16 protein-coding genes are annotated in these 21,982 nt (G+C 64.4%); 9 read left to right on the top strand and 7 right to left on the bottom strand.

The genetic code is table 11. The features are described from left to right. Positions 1 to 97 precede the first annotated feature (97 nt). The 6 genes from ACQKPS_RS25250 to ACQKPS_RS25225 all read right to left on the bottom strand — a co-directional run bounded on the left by ACQKPS_RS25250 (position 98) and on the right by ACQKPS_RS25225 (position 5,311). On the bottom strand, positions 98 to 880 hold the full coding sequence (locus ACQKPS_RS25250; RefSeq protein WP_302329818.1) for an amino acid ABC transporter ATP-binding protein: 783 nt from the start codon (positions 878 to 880) through the stop codon (positions 98 to 100). 22 nt (positions 881 to 902) lie between these two features. Next, a complete protein-coding gene (locus tag ACQKPS_RS25245) occupies positions 903 to 2,147 on the bottom strand; it encodes an NAD(P)/FAD-dependent oxidoreductase (RefSeq protein WP_427605924.1) in 1,245 nt (414 codons plus the stop codon). 15 nt (positions 2,148 to 2,162) lie between these two features. Then, positions 2,163 to 2,873 (bottom strand): ABC transporter permease, encoded by a 711-nt coding sequence (locus ACQKPS_RS25240; RefSeq protein WP_254480048.1) that lies wholly within the window; start codon positions 2,871 to 2,873, stop codon positions 2,163 to 2,165. After that, the gene (locus ACQKPS_RS25235) at positions 2,870 to 3,589 is read right to left on the bottom strand and encodes an ABC transporter permease (protein ID WP_254480047.1); all 720 of its coding nucleotides are present in this window, start codon (positions 3,587 to 3,589) and stop codon (positions 2,870 to 2,872) included. Before ACQKPS_RS25235 ends, ACQKPS_RS25240 begins: the two co-directional genes overlap by 4 nt. Positions 3,590 to 3,664: 75 nt before the next feature. After that, entirely contained in the window at positions 3,665 to 4,417 is a 753-nt protein-coding gene (locus ACQKPS_RS25230) for a transporter substrate-binding domain-containing protein (protein WP_427605921.1), read from the bottom strand. Positions 4,418 to 4,438: 21 nt separating this feature from the next. Next, the gene (locus tag ACQKPS_RS25225) at positions 4,439 to 5,311 is read right to left on the bottom strand and encodes a MurR/RpiR family transcriptional regulator (protein ID WP_254480045.1); all 873 of its coding nucleotides are present in this window, start codon (positions 5,309 to 5,311) and stop codon (positions 4,439 to 4,441) included. A gap of 143 nt (positions 5,312 to 5,454) precedes the next feature. On the opposite strand from ACQKPS_RS25225, the gene ACQKPS_RS25220 reads away from it, so the two are divergent. The 9 genes from ACQKPS_RS25220 (at position 5,455) to ACQKPS_RS25180 (ending at position 21,555) form a co-directional block, all read left to right on the top strand. Next, positions 5,455 to 6,480: an Ldh family oxidoreductase gene (locus ACQKPS_RS25220; protein WP_427605919.1), complete on the top strand. Its 1,026-nt coding sequence runs from the start codon at positions 5,455 to 5,457 to the stop codon at positions 6,478 to 6,480. A gap of 162 nt (positions 6,481 to 6,642) precedes the next feature. Further along, positions 6,643 to 7,839 (top strand): aromatic amino acid transaminase, encoded by a 1,197-nt coding sequence (locus tag ACQKPS_RS25215; RefSeq protein ID WP_254480043.1) that lies wholly within the window; start codon positions 6,643 to 6,645, stop codon positions 7,837 to 7,839. 196 nt (positions 7,840 to 8,035) lie between these two features. Continuing rightward, positions 8,036 to 9,316, top strand: coding sequence for a serine/threonine transporter (locus ACQKPS_RS25210; protein ID WP_427605918.1), 1,281 nt, complete (start codon positions 8,036 to 8,038; stop codon positions 9,314 to 9,316). A gap of 164 nt (positions 9,317 to 9,480) precedes the next feature. After that, positions 9,481 to 9,981 (top strand): thiol peroxidase, encoded by a 501-nt coding sequence (gene tpx, locus ACQKPS_RS25205; protein WP_427605916.1) that lies wholly within the window; start codon positions 9,481 to 9,483, stop codon positions 9,979 to 9,981. Between the two features lie 224 nt (positions 9,982 to 10,205). Then, positions 10,206 to 11,513: an MdtA/MuxA family multidrug efflux RND transporter periplasmic adaptor subunit gene (locus ACQKPS_RS25200; protein ID WP_427605914.1), complete on the top strand. Its 1,308-nt coding sequence runs from the start codon at positions 10,206 to 10,208 to the stop codon at positions 11,511 to 11,513. After that, a complete protein-coding gene (locus ACQKPS_RS25195) occupies positions 11,510 to 14,608 on the top strand; it encodes an MdtB/MuxB family multidrug efflux RND transporter permease subunit (RefSeq protein WP_427605912.1) in 3,099 nt (1,032 codons plus the stop codon). Before ACQKPS_RS25200 ends, ACQKPS_RS25195 begins: the two co-directional genes overlap by 4 nt. Next, positions 14,605 to 17,712, top strand: coding sequence for an efflux RND transporter permease subunit (locus tag ACQKPS_RS25190; protein WP_427605910.1), 3,108 nt, complete (start codon positions 14,605 to 14,607; stop codon positions 17,710 to 17,712). The genes ACQKPS_RS25195 and ACQKPS_RS25190 overlap by 4 nt, the downstream gene beginning before the upstream one ends. Next, entirely contained in the window at positions 17,709 to 19,196 is a 1,488-nt protein-coding gene (locus tag ACQKPS_RS25185; RefSeq protein WP_427605908.1) for an efflux transporter outer membrane subunit, read from the top strand. Before ACQKPS_RS25190 ends, ACQKPS_RS25185 begins: the two co-directional genes overlap by 4 nt. Before the next feature lie 271 nt (positions 19,197 to 19,467). Next, on the top strand, positions 19,468 to 21,555 hold the full coding sequence (locus tag ACQKPS_RS25180; RefSeq protein ID WP_254480036.1) for a putative bifunctional diguanylate cyclase/phosphodiesterase: 2,088 nt from the start codon (positions 19,468 to 19,470) through the stop codon (positions 21,553 to 21,555). On the opposite strand, the gene ACQKPS_RS25175 is transcribed toward ACQKPS_RS25180, so the two are convergent. Continuing rightward, complete coding sequence (locus ACQKPS_RS25175) at positions 21,552 to 21,812, bottom strand: DUF1652 domain-containing protein (RefSeq protein ID WP_427605906.1); 261 nt, start codon at positions 21,810 to 21,812, stop codon at positions 21,552 to 21,554. The two genes, ACQKPS_RS25180 and ACQKPS_RS25175, sit on opposite strands and share 4 nt — an antisense overlap. Positions 21,813 to 21,982: the final 170 nt, after the last annotated feature.

The following is a 21,982-nucleotide window of genomic DNA, read 5'->3' as shown; positions in this document are numbered from 1 at the left end:
CCTTGCGAGCCTGAGCCGGCAAGGGTTTGGCAGGGGGTATGGTCAATTATATTTAACGACGCAGTCGGTTCATTGCAGCGCTGCAATGATTGACCGCTCAGTGCAGTATCTGCGCCAGGAAAGCCTTGGCCCGTGCAGTGCGCGGCTGGTTGAAGAACACCTGGGGCGGGCTGTCCTCGATGATCTGCCCGCCCTCGAGGAACAGCACCCGCTCCGCCACCTGGCGGGCAAAGCCCATTTCATGGGTGACGCACAGCATGGTCATGCCGGTGCCGGCCAGTTGCACCAGTACGTCCAGCACCTCGGCGACCATCTCAGGGTCGAGCGCCGAGGTCGGCTCGTCGAACAGCATGATCCGCGGCTTCATGCACAGCGCCCGGGCGATGGCCACGCGCTGCTGCTGGCCGCCGGACAACTGGCTGGGGTATTTGTGCGCCTGGCTCTCGATACCTACCTTGCTCAGGTACATGCGCGCCCGTTCCTCGGCGTCCTTGCGCGACAGGCCGCGGACGCTGGTGGGGGCGAGCAGGCAGTTGTCCAGCACGCTCATGTGCGGGAACAGGTTGAAGTGCTGGAACACCATGCCGATCTCGCTGCGCACCCGGGCCGCCTGGCGGGTGTTGGCGGCCAGGTCGGTGCCGGCCACCCGGATGCTGCCCTGCTGGGCGATTTCCAGGCGGTTGATGCAACGGATCAGCGTCGATTTGCCCGAACCGGACGGGCCACACAGGACAATGCGCTCACCTTCACGCACCTGCAGGTTGATGTCGCGCAGCACGTGGAAGGCGCCATAGTGCTTGTTCAGGCCCTCGATGCGGATCAGCTCCGGACGAGGGTCAGTTTCGGGGGCAAGGCTGGCAACGCTCAAGGGGGCGGTCATGTTGTTGTTCTCCCGCTGGGTGTCAGTCGAAACGTGCTGCGCTGTAAGGCGCAGGGTCAGTGAAAGGGTGCTCGCCTGTGAGCAGCTCGGCCACCAGGCGGCCGCTGACCGGGCCGAGGGTGAGGCCGTGGTGGGCGTGGCCGAAATTGAACCAAAGGCCTTTGTGCCGCGGCGCAGGGCCGATGACCGGGCGCATGTCGGGCAGGCAGGGTCGGCGGCCGAGCCAGGGCTTGTCGTCAAGGCGCTCTCCCAGCGCCGGAAACAGCTTGCGAGCCAGCGCTTCGCAGCGCTTGAGCTGGATCTCGTTGCCCGGTGCGTCACTGGCGGCGAACTCGATACCGGTGGTCAGGCGCACGCCGCGGGCCATCGGGGCCAGTACATAGCCACCCTGGGTGTCGCAGATCGCATGCAGCAGCTGCGCTCCCTCGCGGGTGCCGTAGTGCATGTGGTAGCCACGCTTGATGCCCAGTGGAATGCGGTAGCCCAGGCGCTCGAACAGGTCGCCCGACTGCGGCCCGAGGCAGGCCACCACTTCGTCGGCGCTGATCAGCCCCCGTTGGCTGTCGACCTGCCACAGGCCGTCGACCTGGCGCAGGCTGCGCGCATCGCCGTGGACGAACTGCCCGCCGCGCTGCACGAACAGCGCGGCATAGCCACGGGTGAGGGCGCCGGGGTTGGTGACGGTCTTCGGATCGAGCCAGTGGATGCCGCCGACCACTGTGCTGTCGAGCTGGTGCTCGCGGGCCTGCAGCTGGCCGCGTTCGAGGATTTCGTACTGCAGGCCGTAACGGGCCAGGCCCTTGAGCTCGGCCTTGGCCCGCTCGAACAGCGCCGGGTCGCGATAGACCTCGATCCAGCCCTTGGCCTGGATCAGCCCTTCAAGGCCGGCCGCCTGGACCAGTGCATCATGTTCCTCGACGCTGCGCTGGACCAGCGGCAGCATGTCGGCCGCCGCCCCGGCCAGGCGCCCGGGCGCCGACTGTTGCCAGTAGCGCAGCAGCCACGGCGCCGCCTTGGGCAAGTGCAGCACGCTGTAGCGCACATCGGGCTGGCGGTTCAGGCCATAGCGCAGCAAGGCGCCGAAATGCCGCGGGAAGGCATAGGGGATCACGCTGGAACGCTCGATCAGCCCGGCGTTGCCATGGCTGGTGCCGCTGCCGGGGTCGTCGCGGTCGAGCAGGATCACCTGGCGCCCGCGGGCCTGCAGGTGCAGCGCGGTACTGACACCGACGATGCCGGCGCCGAGGACAAGGGTCTGGCAATGCATGGATGTATCCTTCGGTCAGTTCAGGTGGCGGCCCAGGCGGGCTTCCAGGTGTTTGAGCACGCGTCGGACCAGTTCGACGATCACCAGGTAGAGCACCGCGGCCCAGAGGTAGATCTGGAAGTCGAAACTGCGCGAGAACGCCAGCTTAGTCACGCCCATCAAGTCGTAGAGGGTCACCAGCGAGGCGATGGCGCTGGCCTTGATCATCAGGATCAGCTCGTTGCCCAGCGGCCCGATGGCCACCAGCAACGATTGCGGCAGGATGACCTTGAAGAAGGTGGTCGAACGCTTGAGGTTCAGTGCCCGTGCCGCTTCGTACTGCCCCGGCGCCACGGCCATCAGGCTGCCGCGGAAGATCTCGGCCTGGTAGGCAGCGGTGTTGAGGGTGAACGCCAACAATGTGCAGAACCAGGCTTCACGGAAGAACCACCAGAGGCCGAGGTCCTGCCAGAAGCCTTTGAGCGAGCCCAGGCCGTAATACAACAGGAACAGCTGGGCCAGCAGCGGCGAGCCGCGGAAGAAGTAGATGTAGCCGGCCGCCAAGCGTTGCAGCAGCATGTGGCGCGACAGGCGCGCCAGGGCCAGCAGCAGGCCGAGCACGGCACCCAGGCTGAAGGAGATTGCGACCAGCTTGGCGGTCACCAGCAGGCCATCGACGAAGCGCGGGCCATAGCGCTCCAGCAGGTCCGGGTCCAGTACCAGGCCCAGCAGTTGTTCGGTACTCATGCGCGTGCTCCTTGCAGGTGGCGGTTGCTGCGGCGCTCGATATAGGCGAACACCCGTCCCGAGGCGGCCGAGAACAGCAGGTAAGCCAGGCAGGCGACGCCATAGAAGAACATCGGCTCCTTGGTCACGCTGACTGCAAGGTTGGTCTGGCGCATCAGGTCGACCAGCGAGATGGTCGACACCAGCGACGTGTCCTTGAGCAACGACAGCCAGTTGTTCGACAGGCCCGGCAGGGCGATGCGCGTCAGCTGCGGCAGCACCACCTTGAAGAACCCGGTGCGCTTGCTCAGGCCCAGCGCCGAGCAGGCCTCCAGCTGGCCCTTGGGCAGGGTCTTGAACGCTGCCAACCAGATTTCGCTGGAGAACGCCGCGAATACCAGGCTGAAGGCGATCATGGCGGCCAGGAAGGTGTTGATCAGGAACTCGCCTTCATAACCCATGGCCGCCAGCAGCTTTTGTGCAGCGATCTGGCAGCCGTAATAGATGATCAGCAAGGTCAATAACTCGGGCAGCCCGCGGAACACCGTGGAAAAGCTGGTGGCCCAGGCTCGGGCCAGGCGTTTGCGCGAGCGCGCCGCCAGGGCGACGGCCAGGCCCAGCGGCAGGCCGATGGGCAGGCAGGCGAGGGCCAGCGACACGGTAACCAGCGCGCCGGCCAGCAGCGCCTGGCCCCAGCCGCCACTGGCGAAGGACAGCAAGGACAATTGATCGAGCATGACGAGCCCCTTGGCGGCCTTTGTGTCGGCGCGGCCTTGTGCCGCGCCTACAAAAGCTGCGTAGTTTTCCGAAGATCAGTTGTAGATATCGAAGGCAAAGTACTTGCTGGCGATCTTCTGGTAGGTGCCGTTGGCAACGATTTCGGCCAGTGCGGTGTTCAGCCGCTGGCGCAGCGCGTCATCATCCTTGCGCACGGCAATCGCGGCGTCGGCCTTGGTGTTGGCTACATCGCCAAGGATCTTGCAGCAGTCGCCGCCGTTCTTGTTCATCCACTCGTGCAGCGGGAACTTGTCGGCGATCACTCCGTCCAGGCGGCCGGCGGCGAGGTCGGCGTTGGCCTCGTCCATGGTCGGGTACAGCTTCACCTCGGCCCCGGCCTTGGCGTACACGTCTTCGGCATAGATGGCCTGGGTCGAGGACGACTGGGCGCCGACGGTGAAACCGTCAAACGTGGTCTGCGCGTCGCTGATCTTGCTGTCCTTGGCCACGGCAACGGTCAGCGGGGTGCGGTAGTAGTGGTCGGTGAAGGCGATTTTCTTGCGCCGTTCCTCGGTATCGATCATCGAGGCCACCACCGCATCGTACTTGCGCGCCATCAAGGCAGGAATGATGCCTTCCCAGTCCTGGGCAACCAGGGTGCATTGGACTTTCATCTGCTCGCACAGGGCATGGGTGATGTCGATGTCGAAGCCGTGCAGCTGATTATCGGCGTCGACATAGTTGAAGGGTGGATAGGCACCTTCAGTGGCGAAGCGCAGGGTCTCGGCACTGGCGTTAACGCCCAGCAGCAGGGCACACGCACCCAGCATAGCCATGGTCTTGTTCATCTCGCACCTCTTGCACTCTTGCTATTGTTGTTTGCCCGCGGGCCACGAGGTGTAGCCGACGAACTCGTTATGTAGAGCGGCAGTTGCTTCCAAGCGTTTTTCAACATCAGGCCCGAGCTTCTTGCAGACCTCGTTGACCATCAGGTGCACCCACGACAGCATGGTCGCGGTGGATTCCCAGAACAGGTTGAATTCGGTGGGGATGCGGAACACTTCGTCGGCATGGGCCTCGGCCCAGTCGCAGAAGGTATCGGTCACCAGCGTGACCGGGATGCCGGCGGCGCGTGCCTTCTGGCACAGCTGCAGGGCATGGCGCGAATAGCGGCGGGCCTCGAACACCACCAGCGCAGTGTCCTCGCTGCGGCCGAGCAGCACCTCGCCGAAGTGCCCGGCGCTACCATCGACCAGCTGCACGCCATCGCGCAGGTATTGCAGCAGGTGACTCATGCACATGGCGATGCCGCGTTCGGTCTGGAAGCCCGCGATGCACACCCGTGGCTTTTCGGCCAGGCGCTGGGCCACGGCGTGCCAGGCGTCGCTCTGGCGGTATTCGTGCACGCGCACCAGGGCCGCGATTTCCCGCTCCAGGCTGCCGGCGTTGTCGCGGTCATCCTGTTTCTGGCGGTATTCTTGCAGGCGATCGCCCATCAGCCAGGGGCCGTCGCCGAGGTCGCTCTGCAGGTCTTGCTTGAGCGCCTTGAGATGGGCATAACCGAGGGAGCGGCAGAAACGCCCGACGCTGGACTCGCTGACACCCAGCTTGGCGGCGATGCTGGCCGAGGTCTGGAACGGCAGTTCGTGCAGGTTGGCGAGCATGTAGCTGGCGATCTTGCGGCCCGAGGCTGCGGCCCCTTTCAGGCTGTTTTCCAGGCGTTGCTTGATCGGTTGGCTCATGCTGCGGCTCCAGGTGAGGCGTGGAATAGAAAATGGCTGTTTTCTGTCATCGCGTCAACATTTGACAGATAGCTGTCACTTATCGGAAAGTTTTTGTCGTTGCATACGCTGTTGCCATTCCAATTCCAAGAAAGGAGCTACAGATGTCCGCACCTTCCACCAGCCCGCTCGTGCGCCTGCCCTTCGCCGAGCTGCAGGGGCTGTTGCAAGGGATCCTCCAGCAGCACGGTTGCAGCGAGGCGGTGGCCGACGTGCTGGCCCACAACTGTGCCAGTGCCCAGCGCGATGGCGCCCACAGCCATGGCGTGTTCCGTATCCCCGGTTACGTTTCGACCCTGGCCAGTGGCTGGGTCGACGGGCGTGCCATCCCACAGGTAACCGACCTGGCGCCAGGCTACGTGCGCGTGGATGCCGCCGGTGGTTTCGCCCAGCCCGCCCTGGCCGCGGCGCGTGGGTTGCTGGTGGAAAAGGCCCGCAGCGCCGGCATTGCCGTGCTGGCGATCCACAACTCGCACCATTTCGCTGCACTGTGGCCGGATGTCGAGCCCTTTGCCGATGAGGGCCTGGTGGCGCTGAGCGTGGTCAACAGCATGACCTGCGTGGTGCCGCACGGTGCGCGCAAACCGCTGTTCGGCACCAACCCGATCGCCTTCGCCGCGCCATGCACGGGGCATGACCCGATCGTTTTCGACATGGCCACCAGCGCCATGGCCCATGGCGACGTGCAGATCGCGGCGCGGGCCGGCCAGGCATTGCCCGAGGGCATGGGCGTGGATGCCCAGGGCCAGCCGACCACCGACCCCAAGGCCATTCTCGAAGGCGGCGCGTTGCTGCCGTTTGGCGGGCACAAGGGCTCGGCGCTGTCGATGATGGTCGAGTTGCTGGCAGCGGCGCTGACCGGCGGGCATTTCTCCTGGGAGTTCGACTGGTCGGGGCACCCAGGCGCGAAAACGCCGTGGACGGGGCAACTGATCATCGTCATCGACCCAAGCAAGGCCGAAGGTGAGCGGTTTGCCCAGCGCAGCCGCGAACTGGTCGAGCACATGCAAGCCGCCGGGTTGTCGCGCATGCCAGGCGAGCGTCGCTACCGCGAGCGGGAGCAGGCCGAGCGGGAAGGGGTGGCGGTGACTGAACAAGAGTTGCAAGGACTGAAAGAATTGCTTGGCTGATCCGGCCCTTTCGCGGGCATGCCCGCGAAGAATCCAGCATAAATCCCCAGCTGTGCAAAGTTGCATAGACAACCTTGCACTTATGTGATGTTCCTTGGGCCTGACTCCGGGTATCCTCAGGGCAGTCTTTCCGAACTGTCCTGATCCAAGGAGCTGCACGCTGTGTTCAAACATGTCGATGCCTATGCCGGCGACCCGATCCTCTCGTTGATGGAAACCTTCAAGGCCGACCCGCGCGCCGACAAGGTCAACCTGAGCATCGGCCTGTATTACGATGAGGCCGGTGTGGTGCCGCAGCTGGAAGCGGTGGATGCGGTGGAAAAACGCATTGCCGGCCAGGCCCATGAAGCCTCGCTGTACCTGCCGATGGAAGGCCTGGCCAGCTACCGCCAGGCGATCCAGGCGCTGCTGTTCGGTGCTGACCACCCGGCCGTGACCGGCAAGCGCGTGGCCACCGTGCAGACCGTCGGCGGCTCCGGCGCGCTGAAAGTCGGTGCCGACTTCCTCAAGCGCTACTTCCCGCAGTCGGAAGTCTGGGTCAGCAACCCGACCTGGGACAACCACCGCGCCATCTTCGAAGGTGCCGGGTTCAAGGTGCACACTTACCCGTACTTCGACCAGGCCAGCCGTGGCGTCGACTTCGACGGCATGCTGCAGGCCCTGCAAGGCTTGCCGGCCAACAGCATCGTGCTGCTGCACCCGTGCTGCCACAACCCGACCGGTGCCGACCTCGAGCCTGTCCAGTGGCAGCAGGTGGTGGAAGTGGTCAAGGCGCGCCAGCTGATCCCGTTCCTCGACATCGCCTACCAAGGCTTCGGCGCAGGGCTGGTGGAAGACGCCTACGCCATCCGCGAAATGGCCCGTGCCGGCGTGCCGTGCCTGGTCAGCAACTCGTTCTCCAAGATCTTCTCGCTGTACGGCGAGCGGGTAGGGGGCCTGTCGGTGGTCTGCGACGACGAAGCCACTACCCAGAGCGTGCTCGGCCAGCTCAAGGCCACCGTACGTCGCAACTACTCCAGCCCGCCCAACTTCGGTGCCCAACTGGTGGCAGGCGTGCTCGGCGATGCCGCACTCAATGCCCAGTGGGCCGCAGAAGTGGAAGTGATGCGCAAGCGCATCCTCGACATGCGCCAGGCGCTGGTCGATGCCCTGGCGGTGCTGCTGCCAGGCCAGGATTTCCAGTTCTTCCTGCGCCAGCGCGGCATGTTCAGCTACACCGGCTTCAGCGTCGAGCAGGTGCGTCGCCTGCGTGACGAGTTCGGCGTGTACCTGATCGACAGCGGCCGGGTGTGCATGTCCGGCCTGCGCCCAGCCAACCTGCAGCGGGTTGCCGAAGCCTTCGCCGCGGTACAGAAGTAATGCTGCCGGGGGCTGCAGCGCAGCCCCCCGGCACAACCTGCTTGTAAAGACAAGTGCAACCGCCTCTCGGAAAGGGGCTTCGCAAGTGCAACCTTTCGGTGCACAATCGCGCCCCTCTTTCCCGGTTGAGTTGGGCGATCACGCAATTTCGCCATTCTCAGCCTGTTGCAGTCTTGCGAGTGGAGCTTCACCCGGAATGAATGAGCAGGCCCCAAGCGTTGAACAACGCTTTGCAGAATCGACCCCCGCCACCCTTGGCAGCTGGTCGCGTAACGACACCACCTGGATGCTGGGCCTGTTCGGCACAGCCATCGGCGCAGGCACCTTGTTCCTGCCGATCAACGCCGGCCTGGGCGGCTTCTGGCCGCTGCTGATCCTGGCCGCGCTGGCCTTCCCGATGACCTATTTCTCGCACCGTGGCCTGACCCGCTTCGTGCTGTCCGGGCGCAGCGGCGGCGACATCACCGAAGTGGTCGAAGAGCATTTCGGCATCAAGGCCGGTGCGCTGATCACCGTGCTGTACTTCTTCGCCATCTTCCCGATCCTGCTTATCTATAGCGTGGCGCTGACCAACACCGTCAGCAGCTTCATGGAGCACCAACTGCACATCGCGCCGCCACCACGGGTGGTGCTGTCATTCGTGCTGATCCTCGGCCTGCTGGCGATCGTGCGCTGCGGCGAGCAGGCCACGGTCAAGGTCATGAGCCTGCTGGTGTACCCGTTCATCGTTGCGCTGGGGCTGCTGGGCCTGTACCTGATTCCCCACTGGACCGGTGGCATCCTCGACAGCGCCGCCCAGGTGCCGTCGGGCTCGGCCTTCCTGCACACCCTGTGGCTGGCCATTCCGGTGATGGTGTTCTCGTTCAACCATTCGCCGATCATCTCGGCCTTTGCCGTCGACCAGAAGCGCAGCTATGGCGAGCACGCCGACGAGCGCAGCGGCCAGATCCTGCGCCGTGCCCACCTGCTGATGGTGGTGATGGTACTGTTCTTCGTGTTCAGCTGCGTGCTCACCCTGAGCAGCGCCCAGCTGGCTGAAGCCAAGGCGCAGAACCTGTCGATCCTGTCGTACCTGGCCAACCACTTCAGCAATCCGACCATTGCCTTTGCCGCGCCACTGATTGCCTTCGTCGCCATTGCCAAGTCATTCCTGGGCCACTACATCGGTGCCAGTGAAGGCCTCAAGGGCATCATCGCCAAGGCCGGTGCTCGCCCGGGCGCCAAGACCCTGGACCGCGTGGTCGCCGCGCTGATGCTGGTGGTCTGCTGGATCGTCGCCACCCTCAATCCGAGCATCCTCGGCATGATCGAATCGCTTGGCGGCCCGATCCTCGCTGTGCTGTTGTTCCTGATGCCGATGTACGCCATCCGTCGCGTGCCGTCGATGCGCAAGTACAGTGGTGCGCTGTCGAACGTGTTCGTGGTGGTGGTCGGCCTGGTTGCGCTGACCTCCGTGGTGTACAGCCTGATCAGCTGATTCCCTCCTTGAATCGGAAAAGCCCGGGGGGTTGTCGCCATCCGGGCTTTTTTTTGTCCACAGATACTGTCTGGAAATAGAACAATTTCACTGCACCCATAGGCACCCGGCCGCCTTCATGATTAACTCAGTGTCCTTTTCAAACCCCGCATAAGGATTTCGTCATGGCTCAAGTGACCCTCAAAGGCAACCCGGTTCAGGTCAACGGCAACCTGCCACAGGTCGGTGCCCAGGCTCCGGCTTTCTCGCTGGTCGGTGAAGGCCTGGCTGACAAGTCGCTGAAGGACTTCGCCGGCAAGCGCAAGGTGCTGAACATCTTCCCGAGCGTCGACACCCCGACCTGCGCCACGTCGGTTCGCAAGTTCAACGCACAGGCCAACGACGTGGCCAACACCGTCGTGCTGTGCATCTCGGCCGACCTGCCGTTCGCCCAGGCGCGCTTCTGCGGCGCCGAAGGTCTGGACAACGTGAAGAACCTGTCGACCCTGCGTGGCGTTGAATTCCTGAACAACTATGGCGTTGCCATCGCCGACGGCCCGCTGGCCGGCCTGGCTGCCCGTGCTGTGGTCGTACTGGATGAGAACGACAAGGTGCTGCACAGCGAGCTGGTTGGCGAGATCGCCGACGAGCCAAACTACGAAGCAGCCTTGGCTGTACTGAAGTAAGGATTGCCTGGGGGAGGGCCAAGGAACTCTTTTACCTGGCCTCTCTCCAAGCAACACCCCGTAACGGCCCGGAACGCTTTCCGGGCCGTTTTCGTTTAAAGTTCAGCCTTTTGGCAACGTCAGGCAAAGGTAAACCTCTGGTAAAGGGCCTTTGCTAAAACAGAGCCAGTGCTTATCGTTCAACCTTCCCAAGCCGCCATTTCTGAACAAGGTTCGTTCAACCCATGCAAGTGTCCAATTCCCGATCCCCTCGTCGCTGGCTCGTCGGCCTGCTGATCCTGCTGCTGGTGGCCCTGCTGGCATGGTGGCTGTGGCCTGCGGCAACGCCTGCCCACAAAGCGGCCAGCGCAGGGCGCGGCGGCAAAGGCATGGGGATGGGCATGGGCCGGCCGGGCTTCGGCGGCTCCACCGACCCGGTACCGGTGCGTGTCGAGCCGGTGCGAGTGGGTGACTTCCCGCTCTACTACAAGGCCCTGGGCACCGTCACGGCGACCAACACGGTGAATGTGCGCAGCCGGGTTGCGGGCGAGCTGGTGAAAATCCTGTTCAAGGAGGGCCAGCAGGTCAAGGCTGGCGACCTGCTCGCGGAAATCGACCCGCGCCCTTACCGCATTGCCTTGCAGCAGGCCGAAGGCACCCTGGCGCAGAACCAGGCGCAACTGAAAAACGCCCAGGTCGACCTGGCGCGTTACAAGGGCCTGTATGCCCAGGACAGCATCGCCAAGCAGACCCTCGATACCGCAGAAGCCCAGGTTGCGCAGTTCCAGGGGCTGGTCAAGACCAACCAGGCCCAGGTCAACGATGCCCGCCTGAACCTCGATTTCACCCAGATCCGCGCGCCCATCAACGGCCGCGTGGGCCTGCGCCAGCTCGACCTGGGCAACCTGGTGGCGGCCAACGACACCACCGCGCTGGTGGTGATCACCCAGACCGAGCCGATCAGCGTCGCCTTCACCCTGCCGGAAACCGAGCTGAGCACCGTGCTCGACCGTTACCGCAGCGGCGCCAGCCTGCCGGTGGAGGCCTGGGACCGTACCGACAGCAAACTGCAGTCGACCGGCGTGCTGGGCAGCATCGACAACCAGATCGACACCACCACCGGTACCCTGAAGTTCAAAGGCCGCTTCGAGAACAAGGACCTGGCCCTGTTCCCCAATCAGTTCGTCAACGTGCGGCTGCTGGCCGACACCCTCAAGCAGGTGGTGATGGCGCCGGCTGCGGCCGTGCAGTTCGGCAACGACGGCACCTTCGCCTATGTGGTCAATGACCAGAGCACGGTCAACATCCGCAAGCTCAAGGTTGGCGCCAGCGATGGCCAGAACAGTGTCATCCTCGAAGGCCTCAAGGCCGGTGAGCGCCTGGTGCTGGAAGGCACCGACCGCCTGCGTGAAGGGACCAAGGTCGAGGTGGTCCAAGACAGCTCGCAAGTGCCGACCACCCCCGGCCAGCACCTGCAGGGGCAGGACGCCAAGGGTTCGGCCCAGGCCGATGAAGCGCCTTCCGGCAAAGCGGCAGCCAAGGCGGGCGCATGAACCTGTCACGCCTGTTCATCCTGCGCCCGGTCGCCACCACGCTGACCATGCTGGCCATCGTCCTGGCCGGGCTGATCGCCTACAAGCTCTTGCCCGTTTCCGCCTTGCCCCAGGTCGACTACCCGACCATCCGGGTCATGACCCTGTACCCCGGCGCCAGCCCGCAGGTGATGACCAGTGCGGTCACCGCACCGCTGGAACGCCAGTTCGGCCAGATGCCGGGCCTTGAGCAGATGGCCTCGACCAGCTCCGGCGGGGCCTCGGTGCTGACCCTGCGCTTCAGCCTGGACATGAACATGGACGTCGCCGAGCAACAGGTGCAGGCCGCGATCAACGCCGCCAGCAACCTGTTGCCCAGCGACCTGCCTGCGCCGCCGGTATACAACAAGGTCAACCCGGCCGACACCCCGGTGCTGACCCTGGCCATTTCCAGCAAGACCATGCCGCTGCCCAAGCTCAACGACCTGGTCGACACCCGGGTGGCGCAGAAGCTCGCGCAGATCAGCGGCGTGGGCATGGTCAGCATCGCCGGCGGCCAGCGCCAGGCGGTGCGGATCAAGGTCAACGTCGACGCTCTGGCCGCCAACGGCCTCAACCTCGACGATGTGCGCACCCTGATCGGCGCGTCCAACGTCAACCAGCCCAAGGGCAACTTCGACGGCCCGACCCGGGTGTCGATGCTCGATGCCAACGACCAGCTGCGTTCGCCTGAGGAATACGCCAACCTCATCCTCGCCTACAACAATGGTGCGCCGCTGCGTCTGAAGGACGTCTCCGAGATCGTCGATGGCGCCGAGAACGAACGCCTGGCCGCCTGGGCCAACCAGAACCAGGCCGTGCTGCTGAACATCCAGCGTCAGCCAGGCGCCAACGTCATCGATGTGGTCGACCGCATCAAGGAACTGCTGCCATCGGTCACCGACAACCTGCCGGCCGGCCTCGATGTGTCGGTACTCACCGATCGCACGCAAACCATCCGCGCCGCAGTCAAGGATGTGCAGCATGAGCTGCTGATCGCCATCGTGCTGGTGGTGATGGTCACTTTCGTGTTCCTGCGCCGCTTCAGCGCCACGATCATTCCCTCGATTGCCGTACCGCTGTCGCTGATCGGCACTTTCGGCGTGATGTACCTGGCCGGCTTCTCGGTGAACAACCTGACGCTCATGGCCCTGACCATTGCCACCGGTTTCGTGGTCGACGACGCCATCGTCATGCTCGAGAACATCTCGCGCCACATCGAGGAAGGCGAAACGCCGCTGCAGGCGGCACTCAAGGGGGCCAGGCAGATCGGCTTCACCCTGATTTCGCTGACCTTCTCGTTGATCGCCGTATTGATCCCGCTGCTGTTCATGGCCGATGTGGTCGGCCGGTTGTTCCGCGAATTCGCCATCACCCTGGCGGTGGCTATCCTGATTTCCCTGGTGGTATCGCTGACCTTGACGCCGATGATGTGCGCGCGCCTGCTCAAGCGCGAGCCCAAGGAGGAAGAGCAGGGCCGCTTCTACCGCGCCAGCGGTGCCTGGATCGACTGGATGATCGAACATTACGGCCGTGGCCTGCAGTGGGTGCTCAAGCATCAGCCGCTGACCTTGCTGGTGGCCGTGGCGACCCTGGCACTCACCGTGCTGCTGTACATGGTGGTGCCCAAGGGCTTCTTCCCGGCGCAGGACACCGGGGTGATCCAGGGTATTTCCGAAGCGCCGCAATCCACCTCGTTCGCCGCCATGAGCGAGCGCCAACAGGCGCTGAGCAAGGTCATCCTGCAAGACCCGGCGGTGCAGAGCCTGTCGTCCTACATCGGTGTCGACGGCGACAACGCCACACTCAACAGTGGCCGCATGCTGATCAACCTCAAGCCCCACGGCGAGCGTGATGTCAGCGCCGGGGAAGTGATCAGCCGCCTGCAACCGCAGCTCGACAAGCTGGTCGGTATCCGCCTGTTCATGCAACCGGTGCAGGACCTGAGCATCGAGGACCGGGTCAGCCGCACCCAGTACCAGTTCAGCCTGTCTTCACCGGACGCCGACTTGCTGGCGCAGTGGAGCGGCAAGCTGGTGCACGCCCTGCAGCAGCGCCCGGAGTTGCAGGATGTGGCCAGTGACCTGCAGGACAAGGGCCTGCAGGTGTACCTGGTGATCGACCGTGACATGGCCAGCCGCCTGGGCATCAGCGTGTCGCAGATCACCAACGCCCTGTACGATGCCTTCGGCCAGCGGCAGATTTCCACCATCTACACCCAGGCCAGCCAGTACCGCGTGGTGCTGCAGTCGCAGGACGCGGCAGTCATCGGCCCGCAGGCGCTGGAATCGATCCACGTCAAGGCCACCGATGGCGGCCAGGTGCGGCTGTCGGCACTGGCGCGGATCGAGCAGCGCCAGGCGCAGCTGGCCATCTCGCACATCGGCCAGTTCCCCGCAGTGACCCTGTCGTTCAACCTGGCCCAGGGGGCCTCGCTGGGCGAGGCGGTCAAGGTGATCGAGCAGGTGCAGCAGGACATCGGCATGCCGCTCGGTGTGCAGACCCGCTTCCAGGGCGCCGCCGAAGCCTTCCAGGCCTCGCTGTCGAGCACCTTGCTGCTGATCCTGGCGGCCGTGGTGACCATGTACATCGTGCTGGGCGTGCTCTACGAGAGCTACATCCACCCGGTGACCATCCTCTCGACCTTGCCGTCGGCGGCGGTCGGCGCCTTGCTGGCACTGATCCTCAGCGGCAACGACCTCGGCATGATCGCCATCATCGGCATCATTCTGCTGATCGGCATCGTCAAGAAGAACGCGATCATGATGATCGACTTTGCCCTGGAGGCCGAGCGCAACCAGGGCATGAGCCCGCGCGATGCGATCTACCAGGCGGCGCTGCTGCGCTTCCGGCCGATCCTGATGACCACCCTGGCGGCGTTGTTCGGCGCCGTGCCGCTGATGCTGGCCACCGGTTCCGGGGCCGAGCTGCGCCAGCCGCTGGGCCTGGTGATGGTTGGCGGCCTGTTGGTCAGCCAGGTGCTGACACTGTTCACCACACCGGTCATCTATCTGTACTTCGACCGGCTGGCCCGCCGCTGGCGCCCGGCCGCTGACGCGCAGCAGGCCGAGGCATGAACCTGTCCGCACCGTTCATTCGCCGGCCCGTGGCGACCATGCTGCTGAGCCTGGCGATCATGCTGCTCGGGGGTGTCAGCTTCGGCTTGCTGCCGGTGGCGCCACTGCCGCAGATGGACTTCCCGGTGATCGTCGTGCAAGCCAACCTGTCCGGGGCCAGCCCGGAGGTCATGGCCGCCACCGTGGCCACGCCGCTGGAACGCAAGCTTGGCAGCATTGCCGGCGTCACCACCCTGACCAGCAGCTCCAACCAGGGCTCGACCCGGGTGATCATCGGTTTCGAGATGGGGCGCGACATCGACGGTGCCGCACGTGAGGTGCAGGCGGCGATCAATGCCACGCGCAACCTGTTGCCCAGCGGCATGCGCAGCATGCCCACCTACAAGAAGATCAACCCGTCGCAGGCGCCGATCATGGTGCTCTCGCTGACCTCCAGCGTGCTGCAGAAGGGCCAGCTGTACGACCTGGCCGATACCATCCTGTCGCAGAGCCTGGCGCAGGTCAGCGGGGTCGGCGAAGTGCAGATCGGTGGCAGCTCGCTGCCAGCGGTGCGCATCGCCGTGGAGCCGCAGCTGCTCAACCAGTACAGCCTGTCGCTGGACGAGGTGCGCACGGCGGTGGCCAACGCCAACCAGCGCCGGCCCATGGGCTTTGTCGAGGATGCCGAACGCAACTGGCAGGTACGGGCCAACGACCAGCTGGAAACGGCCAAGGACTACGAGCCGATCGTTATACGCCAGTCGAATGGCACCATCCTGCGACTCTCAGACGTGGCCACCATTACCGACGGCGTGGAGAACCGCTACAACAGCGGTTTCTTCAACGACCAGAGCGCCGTGCTGCTGGTGGTCAACCGCCAGAGCGGCGCCAACATCATCGAAACCGTTGACCAGATCAAGGCGCAACTGCCGGCCCTGCAGTCGTTGCTGCCGGCCAGTGTGCAATTGAACGTGGCCATGGACCGCTCGCCAGTGATCAAGGCAACCCTCAAGGAAGCCGAGCACACGCTGCTGATTGCCGTGGTGCTGGTGATCCTGGTGGTCTACCTGTTCCTCGGCAGCGTGCGCGCCTCACTGATCCCCAGCCTGGCGGTGCCGGTGTCGCTGGTGGGCACCTTCGCGGTGATGTACATGTGCGGTTTTTCGCTGAACAACCTGTCGCTGATGGCGCTGATCCTTGCCACCGGCCTGGTGGTCGACGATGCCATCGTGGTACTGGAGAACATCTCCCGGCACATCGAGGACGGCCAGCCGCCGATGCGTGCGGCGTTCCTGGGCGCCAGGGAGGTCGGTTTCACCTTGCTGTCGATGAACGTATCTCTGGTGGCGGTATTCGTTTCGATCCTGTTCATGGGCGGCATCGTGCGCAACCTGTTCCAGGAGTTCTCGGTCACCCTGGCGGCGGCGATCATCGTCTCGCTGGTGGTCTCACTGACCCTCACGCCGATGCTTTGCGCCCGTTGGCTCAAGCCTCACCGCGCCGAGCCGACACGCCTGCAGCGCTGGAGCGACAAGGCGCACCAGCGCATGGTCGATGTCTACGACCGAAGCCTTGGCTGGGCCTTGCGTCACAGGCGCCTGACCCTGATCAGCCTGTTGGCGACCATCGGCTTGAACATTGCCCTGTACGTGGTGGTGCCCAAGACCTTGATACCGCAACAGGACACCGGCCAGCTGATCGGCTTCATCCGTGGCGACGACGGCCTGTCGTTCAACGTGATGCAACCGAAGATGGAAATCTACCGCCGTGCCTTGCTCGCTGACCCGGCAGTGGAAAGCGTGGCCGGTTTCATCGGTGGCAACAGCGGTACCAACAACGCCATGGTGCTGGTGCGGCTGAAACCGATCAGCGAGCGCAAGCTCGACGCGCAGAAAATCATCGAGCGCCTGCGCAAGGAGATGCCCAAGGTACCGGGTGGGCGGCTGTTCCTGATGGCCGACCAGGACCTGCAGCTGGGCGGCGGCGGCCGCGACCAGACCTCCTCGCAGTACCTGTATACCCTGCAGAGTGGCGACCTGGCGGCCCTGCGCCAGTGGTTCCCGAAGGTGGTTGCGGCGCTGCGCGCATTGCCCGAGCTGACCGCCATCGATGCCCGCGACGGTTCCGGCACCCAGCAGGTGACCCTGGTGGTCGACCGTGACCAGGCCAAGCGCCTGGGCATCGACATGGACATGGTCACCGCCGTGCTGAACAACGCCTACAGCCAGCGGCAGATCTCGACCATCTACGACAGCCTCAACCAGTACCAGGTGGTGCTGGAGATCAACCCGAAATACGCCTGGGACCCGAGCACGCTGGAACAGGTGCAGGTCATCACCAGTGACGGTGCGCGGGTGCCGCTGTCGACCATTGCCCGTTACGAAAACAGCCTGGCCAACGATCGGGTCAGCCATGAAGGCCAGTTCGCCTCCGAAGACATTGCCTTCGACGTTGCCGAAGGTTACAGCCCCGACCAGGCCATGGCTGCCGTGGAGCGGGAGGTCGCCAAGCTGGGCTTGCCCGAGGAAGTGATTGCCAAGCTCGGCGGCACGGCCAGTGCCTTCGCCAAGACCCAGGAAGGGCAGCCGTTCATGATCCTCGGCGCCCTTGTGCTGGTGTACCTGGTGCTGGGCATCCTCTATGAAAGCTACATCCACCCGCTGACCATCCTGTCGACCTTGCCCTCGGCCGGCGTCGGTGCCTTGCTCGCCCTGTACGCCACCGGCGGCGAGTTCAGCCTGATCTCGTTGCTGGGCCTGTTCCTGCTGATCGGCGTGGTGAAGAAGAACGCCATCCTGATGATCGACCTGGCGCTGCAGTTGGAGCGCCACCAGGGCATGAGCCCGGAGGAATCGATCCGCCGCGCCTGCCTGCTGCGCCTGCGGCCGATCCTGATGACCACCCTGGCGGCCATCCTGGGCGCCTTGCCGCTGCTGATCAGCCGAGCCGAAGGCGCGGAGATGCGCCAGCCGCTGGGCCTGACCATCATTGGCGGGCTGGTCGTCAGCCAGCTGCTGACCCTTTACACGACGCCTGTGGTCTACCTGTATCTGGACCGCTTGCGTCACCGATTCAACCATTGGCGCGGTGTACGCACCGACGCCGCCCTGGACACACCGCTATGAACTTCGCCCAGACCCGACTCCACCGTGCCTTGCAGTTGTTGACCCGTGGGCGGGGCTCTCGACTGGCCGGCGCCAGTCTGTGCGTGGCCATGCTCAGCGCCTGTACCCTGAGCCCGGACTACCACCGCCCGCAGCTGAGCACCCCGGCGCAGTACAAGCAGGCCGAAGGCTGGACCCAGGCCAATCCGTCCGATGCCATTGCCCGTGGCGCCTGGTGGGAAATCTACGGCGACGCCGGGTTGAACGAGCTGGTCGAGGAGCTCAACCGCAGCAACCAGACCGTCGCGCAGTCGGAAGCCCAGTATCGTCAGGCCCAGGCCCTGGTGCGCAGCAGCCGGGCATCGCTGTTCCCCAGCCTGGACCTGAGTGCCAGCAAGAACCGCTCGGCACAAGGCACCGGCAGTTCCAGTTCGAGCCTGTCCAACAACAGCAGCGGTATCCGCAACACCTACAACGCGCAGCTCGGCGTCAGTTGGGAAGTCGACCTGTGGGGCAAACTGCGCGAGACCTTGAACGCCAACGAGGCCAGCGCCGAAGCCAGCTTCGCCGACCTGGCGGCTATTCGCCTCAGCCAGCAGTCCGAACTGGTACAGAACTACTTGCAATTGCGGGTGATCGACGAACAGAAGCGCCTGCTCGAGGCCACAGTCGCGACCTACGAACGCTCACTGCGGATGAACGAAAACCAGTACCGCGCTGGCGTCGCCGGCCCGGACGCGGTGGCCCAGGCGCGTACCCAGCTGAAGTCCACGCAAGCGGACCTGATCGACCTGGTCTGGCAGCGTGCACAGTTCGAGAACGCCATCGCCGTGCTGCTGGGCAAGGCCCCGGCCGAATTCTCCCTGGCTGACAGCAAGCGCATTCCTGCGCTGCCGCAGATCCCGGTGACGCTCCCGTCGCAACTGCTCGAGCGCCGCCCGGACATCGCCTCGGCCGAGCGCAACGTGATGGCCGCCAATGCCAATATCGGCGTGGCCCGCGCCGCCTACTTCCCGGACTTGAGCCTGAGCATGAGCGGCGGGTATTCCAGCAGCAGCTTCAGTAATTGGATCGAACTGCCCAACCGCTACTGGTCGGTGGGGCCGCAACTGGCGATGACGTTGTTCGACGCCGGCAAGCGCGGCGCCGAAGTTGATCGCACCCGGGCGGTGTATGACCAGACCGTGGCGCAGTACCGCCAGACCGTACTCGACGGCTTCAAGGAGGTGGAAAACTTCCTGGTGCAGTTGAAGGTGTATGCCGACGAAGCCGTGGTACGTCAGGAAGCGCTGGAGGCGGCCCGCGAGTCGCTGCGCCTGACCGAGAACCAGTACCGCGCTGGCCTTATCGGTTACCTCGATGTGGTCAACGTGCAGACCACTGCGCTGAGTAACGAGCGCAGTGCATTGACCTTGCTGGAAGGGCGCCTGGTGGCCAGCGTGCAGCTGATTGCCGCGCTGGGCGGCGGTTGGGATGCCGAGCAGGCGTTTGCCCAGCAGGAATAGGGCGCGCAGAGCGCCTCTGTGGGAGCGCGCTAGATTCTAGAAATTGAGCAAGACAGAATCTACCACAGTAGGCGAGCACTCCTGCCAGCGGCCAAGTCGACCAGTGGCAATGTGCCTTTATTTGGCCCTGAAAGCGCTCTAGTATAGGCGATACAGTACCTGCCTGTAGCCGTTGGATCCATTCCCATTCGCACAAACCCCGTGCGTTTCGCCAAAGCTTGAGTACAATCGTCAGTTTTTTCGGGCCCCCTGTCCCGAGCTGGATTTTCCGATGCTGACCGGTAGTTATTCCTCTGCGCTGGTGCTGATCTCACTCTGCGTAGCCATCCTTGCTTCTTACACTGCCCTCGACCTGACTGGCCGTATCGCCACGGCCAAGGGCCGTGCCGTGCATCTGTGGATGGGCGGCGGCGCGTTGGCCATGGGCATCGGCGTCTGGTCGATGCACTTCATCGGCATGCTCGCTTTCAGCCTGCCCGTCGACCTGGGCTACGACATCGGCCTGACCGCGTTCTCCCTGCTGATTGCCGTACTGTCTTCCGGTTTCGCCCTGTGGCTGGTCAGCCAGCCCAGCATGCCCCGGGTGCAGCTGGCGTTTGGCGCCCTGATCATGGGTACCGGCATCGCCTGCATGCACTACGTCGGCATGGCGGCGCTGCGCATGCTGCCCGGCATCGATTATGACCCGGCCTTGTTCGGCGCCTCGCTGGCCATCGCAGTAGGTGCCTCGGCGGCCGCTCTGTGGATTGCCTTTCGCCTGCGTCAGCACACCCCATACGTGCGCCAGATCCGCGGCCTGGCGGCGATGGTGATGGGTGTCGCCATCGTCGGCATGCACTACACCGGCATGGCGGCAGCGAACTTTCCCGAGGGCAGCTTCTGTGGTGCGTTGGCCGATGGCCTGCAGGGCGATGGCCTGGTCTATCTGGTGCTGATCACTACCCTGGCGGTGCTGGCTGTGGTGCTGCTCACCTCGGTGCTCGATGCACGCCTTGAAGCCCGAACGGCAGCGCTGGCCCATTCGCTGACACTGGCCAACCAGGAGCTGACCCAGCTGGCCTTGCACGACACCTTGACCGGCTTGCCCAACCGCACGCTATTGTCCGACCGCATCGAGCAAGCGATTGGCAAGGTGGCGGAGCAGGGCGGCTGCTTTGCGCTGATGTTCATCGACCTGGATGGCTTCAAACCGGTCAACGACGCCTTTGGCCACCATGTCGGCGATCTGCTGCTCAAGGCCGTCGCGGCCCGTCTGCGTGGCCATCTGCACAGCCAGGACACGCTGGCGCGGATCGGCGGTGACGAATTCGTGCTGCTGGTAGAGCTACAGGAGCCTGAGGACGCCATGGACGTGGCGGCCAAGCAGGTCAACCTGGTGTCGCGCGTATTCCGCGTTGCCGAGCATGACCTGCAGCTGACCGCCAGCCTGGGGATCGTGTTGTACCCCGGCAACGGCCAGGACCAGCTTGAACTGCTGCGCAATGCCGACGCCGCCATGTACCACGCCAAGAGCGCCGGCAAGAACGGCTACAGCTTCTTCGACGCCTCGATGAACAGTAACGCCCGCCAGCAGTTGCAGTTGCTGCAGGACTTGCGCACGGCCCTGGAGCAGGGCCAGTTCCGCCTGCACTACCAGCCCAAGTTCGCCGCCCAGGCCTGCCTGCCGATCGGTGCCGAAGCCTTGCTGCGTTGGGAACACCCACAGCACGGCCTGATGCTCCCGGACCGTTTCATTGGCCTGGCGGAAAAAACCGGCCTGATCATTCCGATCGGCGAGTGGGTGCTGAATGAAGCCTGCCGGCAGATGCGCCAGTGGCTCGAGCAAGGCCACAGCGAATGGCGCATGGCGGTCAATCTGTCGGCCATCCAGTTCTGCCATGTAGGCCTGGTCGACAGTGTCGCCCGCGCCCTGCAGGAAAACGGCCTGCCGGCCAACCGCTTGACCCTGGAGATCACCGAAACCACTGCCATGCACGACGCCGATGCCAGCCTGGCCGTGCTGCAACGGCTTTCCGACATGGGCGTGGACCTGTCCATCGATGACTTCGGCACCGGTTATTCGAGCCTGATGTACCTCAAACGCTTGCCGGCCAACGAGCTGAAGATCGACCGTGGCTTCGTGCGTGACCTGGAGCAGGACAGCGACGACGCCGCGATTGTGTCGGCGATCGTGGCATTGGGCCAGGCACTGGGCTTGCGCATCGTGGCTGAAGGCGTGGAAACCGACCGCCAGCAGGACTTCCTGACCCGCCTGGGCTGTGATTCGTTGCAGGGCTATCTGCTGGGCCAGCCGGTGCCGGCCGAGCAGTTCATGGCAAGGTTGCAAACATTGCGCGAGGAAAGCGTCGCGGCTGTCTAGCCTGCGTCACGCAAGGCGAACGCCGGTGCAAACGCATCCATCTCGACTTCCACGGCTTCGATGATGCGTTCGACATCCGCTGCGGCCATGATGGCCGTGCAGGGGATACCGGCAATGGCCAGCAGGGTCTCGCCCGTGGCCCGGTCGAACAGCCGTGCAACCATGCTGCGCGGGGCATCCATGGTGGCTTCGAAGCCCAGCGGATGGAAGTGCCAGCGCATCACCTGACAGGCGTTGGGGAACGTCATCTTGTTCATGCCAGCCTCCTTGTCCTTGCCTGGTCAGGGTGATGGGCAACCTTGCGTGGCTGCCGGGAAGGTAACCATAGCACCTGCCACAGCGCATGTTCCGTGTAAATCATGACAAATGTGCTAATGCATGACGGTGATCACAGGGTGAGCAAGGGTGTCGTCGGCAAGCAGAGCGC

The organism is Pseudomonas sp. NPDC086566 (assembly GCF_050280885.1).
Taxonomy (GTDB): domain Bacteria; phylum Pseudomonadota; class Gammaproteobacteria; order Pseudomonadales; family Pseudomonadaceae; genus Aquipseudomonas; species Aquipseudomonas vlassakiae.
Note: the sequence above shows the minus strand (reverse complement) of the source record. Positions and strands in the feature narration are given on the sequence as shown.

Excerpts from the sequence above, each read along its gene's own strand:
- ACQKPS_RS25250 (WP_302329818.1), bottom strand. The coding sequence starts at position 880 with ATGACCGCCCCCTTGAGCGTTGCCAGCCTTGCCCCCGAAACTGACCCT.
- ACQKPS_RS25245 (WP_427605924.1), bottom strand. The coding sequence starts at position 2,147 with ATGCATTGCCAGACCCTTGTCCTCGGCGCCGGCATCGTCGGTGTCAGT.
- ACQKPS_RS25240 (WP_254480048.1), bottom strand. The coding sequence starts at position 2,873 with ATGAGTACCGAACAACTGCTGGGCCTGGTACTGGACCCGGACCTGCTG.
- ACQKPS_RS25235 (WP_254480047.1), bottom strand. The coding sequence starts at position 3,589 with ATGCTCGATCAATTGTCCTTGCTGTCCTTCGCCAGTGGCGGCTGGGGC.
- ACQKPS_RS25230 (WP_427605921.1), bottom strand. The coding sequence starts at position 4,417 with ATGAACAAGACCATGGCTATGCTGGGTGCGTGTGCCCTGCTGCTGGGC.
- ACQKPS_RS25225 (WP_254480045.1), bottom strand. The coding sequence starts at position 5,311 with ATGAGCCAACCGATCAAGCAACGCCTGGAAAACAGCCTGAAAGGGGCC.
- ACQKPS_RS25220 (WP_427605919.1), top strand. The coding sequence starts at position 5,455 with ATGTCCGCACCTTCCACCAGCCCGCTCGTGCGCCTGCCCTTCGCCGAG.
- ACQKPS_RS25210 (WP_427605918.1), top strand. The coding sequence starts at position 8,036 with ATGAATGAGCAGGCCCCAAGCGTTGAACAACGCTTTGCAGAATCGACC.
- tpx (WP_427605916.1), top strand. The coding sequence starts at position 9,481 with ATGGCTCAAGTGACCCTCAAAGGCAACCCGGTTCAGGTCAACGGCAAC.
- ACQKPS_RS25200 (WP_427605914.1), top strand. The coding sequence starts at position 10,206 with ATGCAAGTGTCCAATTCCCGATCCCCTCGTCGCTGGCTCGTCGGCCTG.
- ACQKPS_RS25195 (WP_427605912.1), top strand. The coding sequence starts at position 11,510 with ATGAACCTGTCACGCCTGTTCATCCTGCGCCCGGTCGCCACCACGCTG.
- ACQKPS_RS25190 (WP_427605910.1), top strand. The coding sequence starts at position 14,605 with ATGAACCTGTCCGCACCGTTCATTCGCCGGCCCGTGGCGACCATGCTG.
- ACQKPS_RS25185 (WP_427605908.1), top strand. The coding sequence starts at position 17,709 with ATGAACTTCGCCCAGACCCGACTCCACCGTGCCTTGCAGTTGTTGACC.
- ACQKPS_RS25180 (WP_254480036.1), top strand. The coding sequence starts at position 19,468 with ATGCTGACCGGTAGTTATTCCTCTGCGCTGGTGCTGATCTCACTCTGC.
- ACQKPS_RS25175 (WP_427605906.1), bottom strand. The coding sequence starts at position 21,812 with ATGAACAAGATGACGTTCCCCAACGCCTGTCAGGTGATGCGCTGGCAC.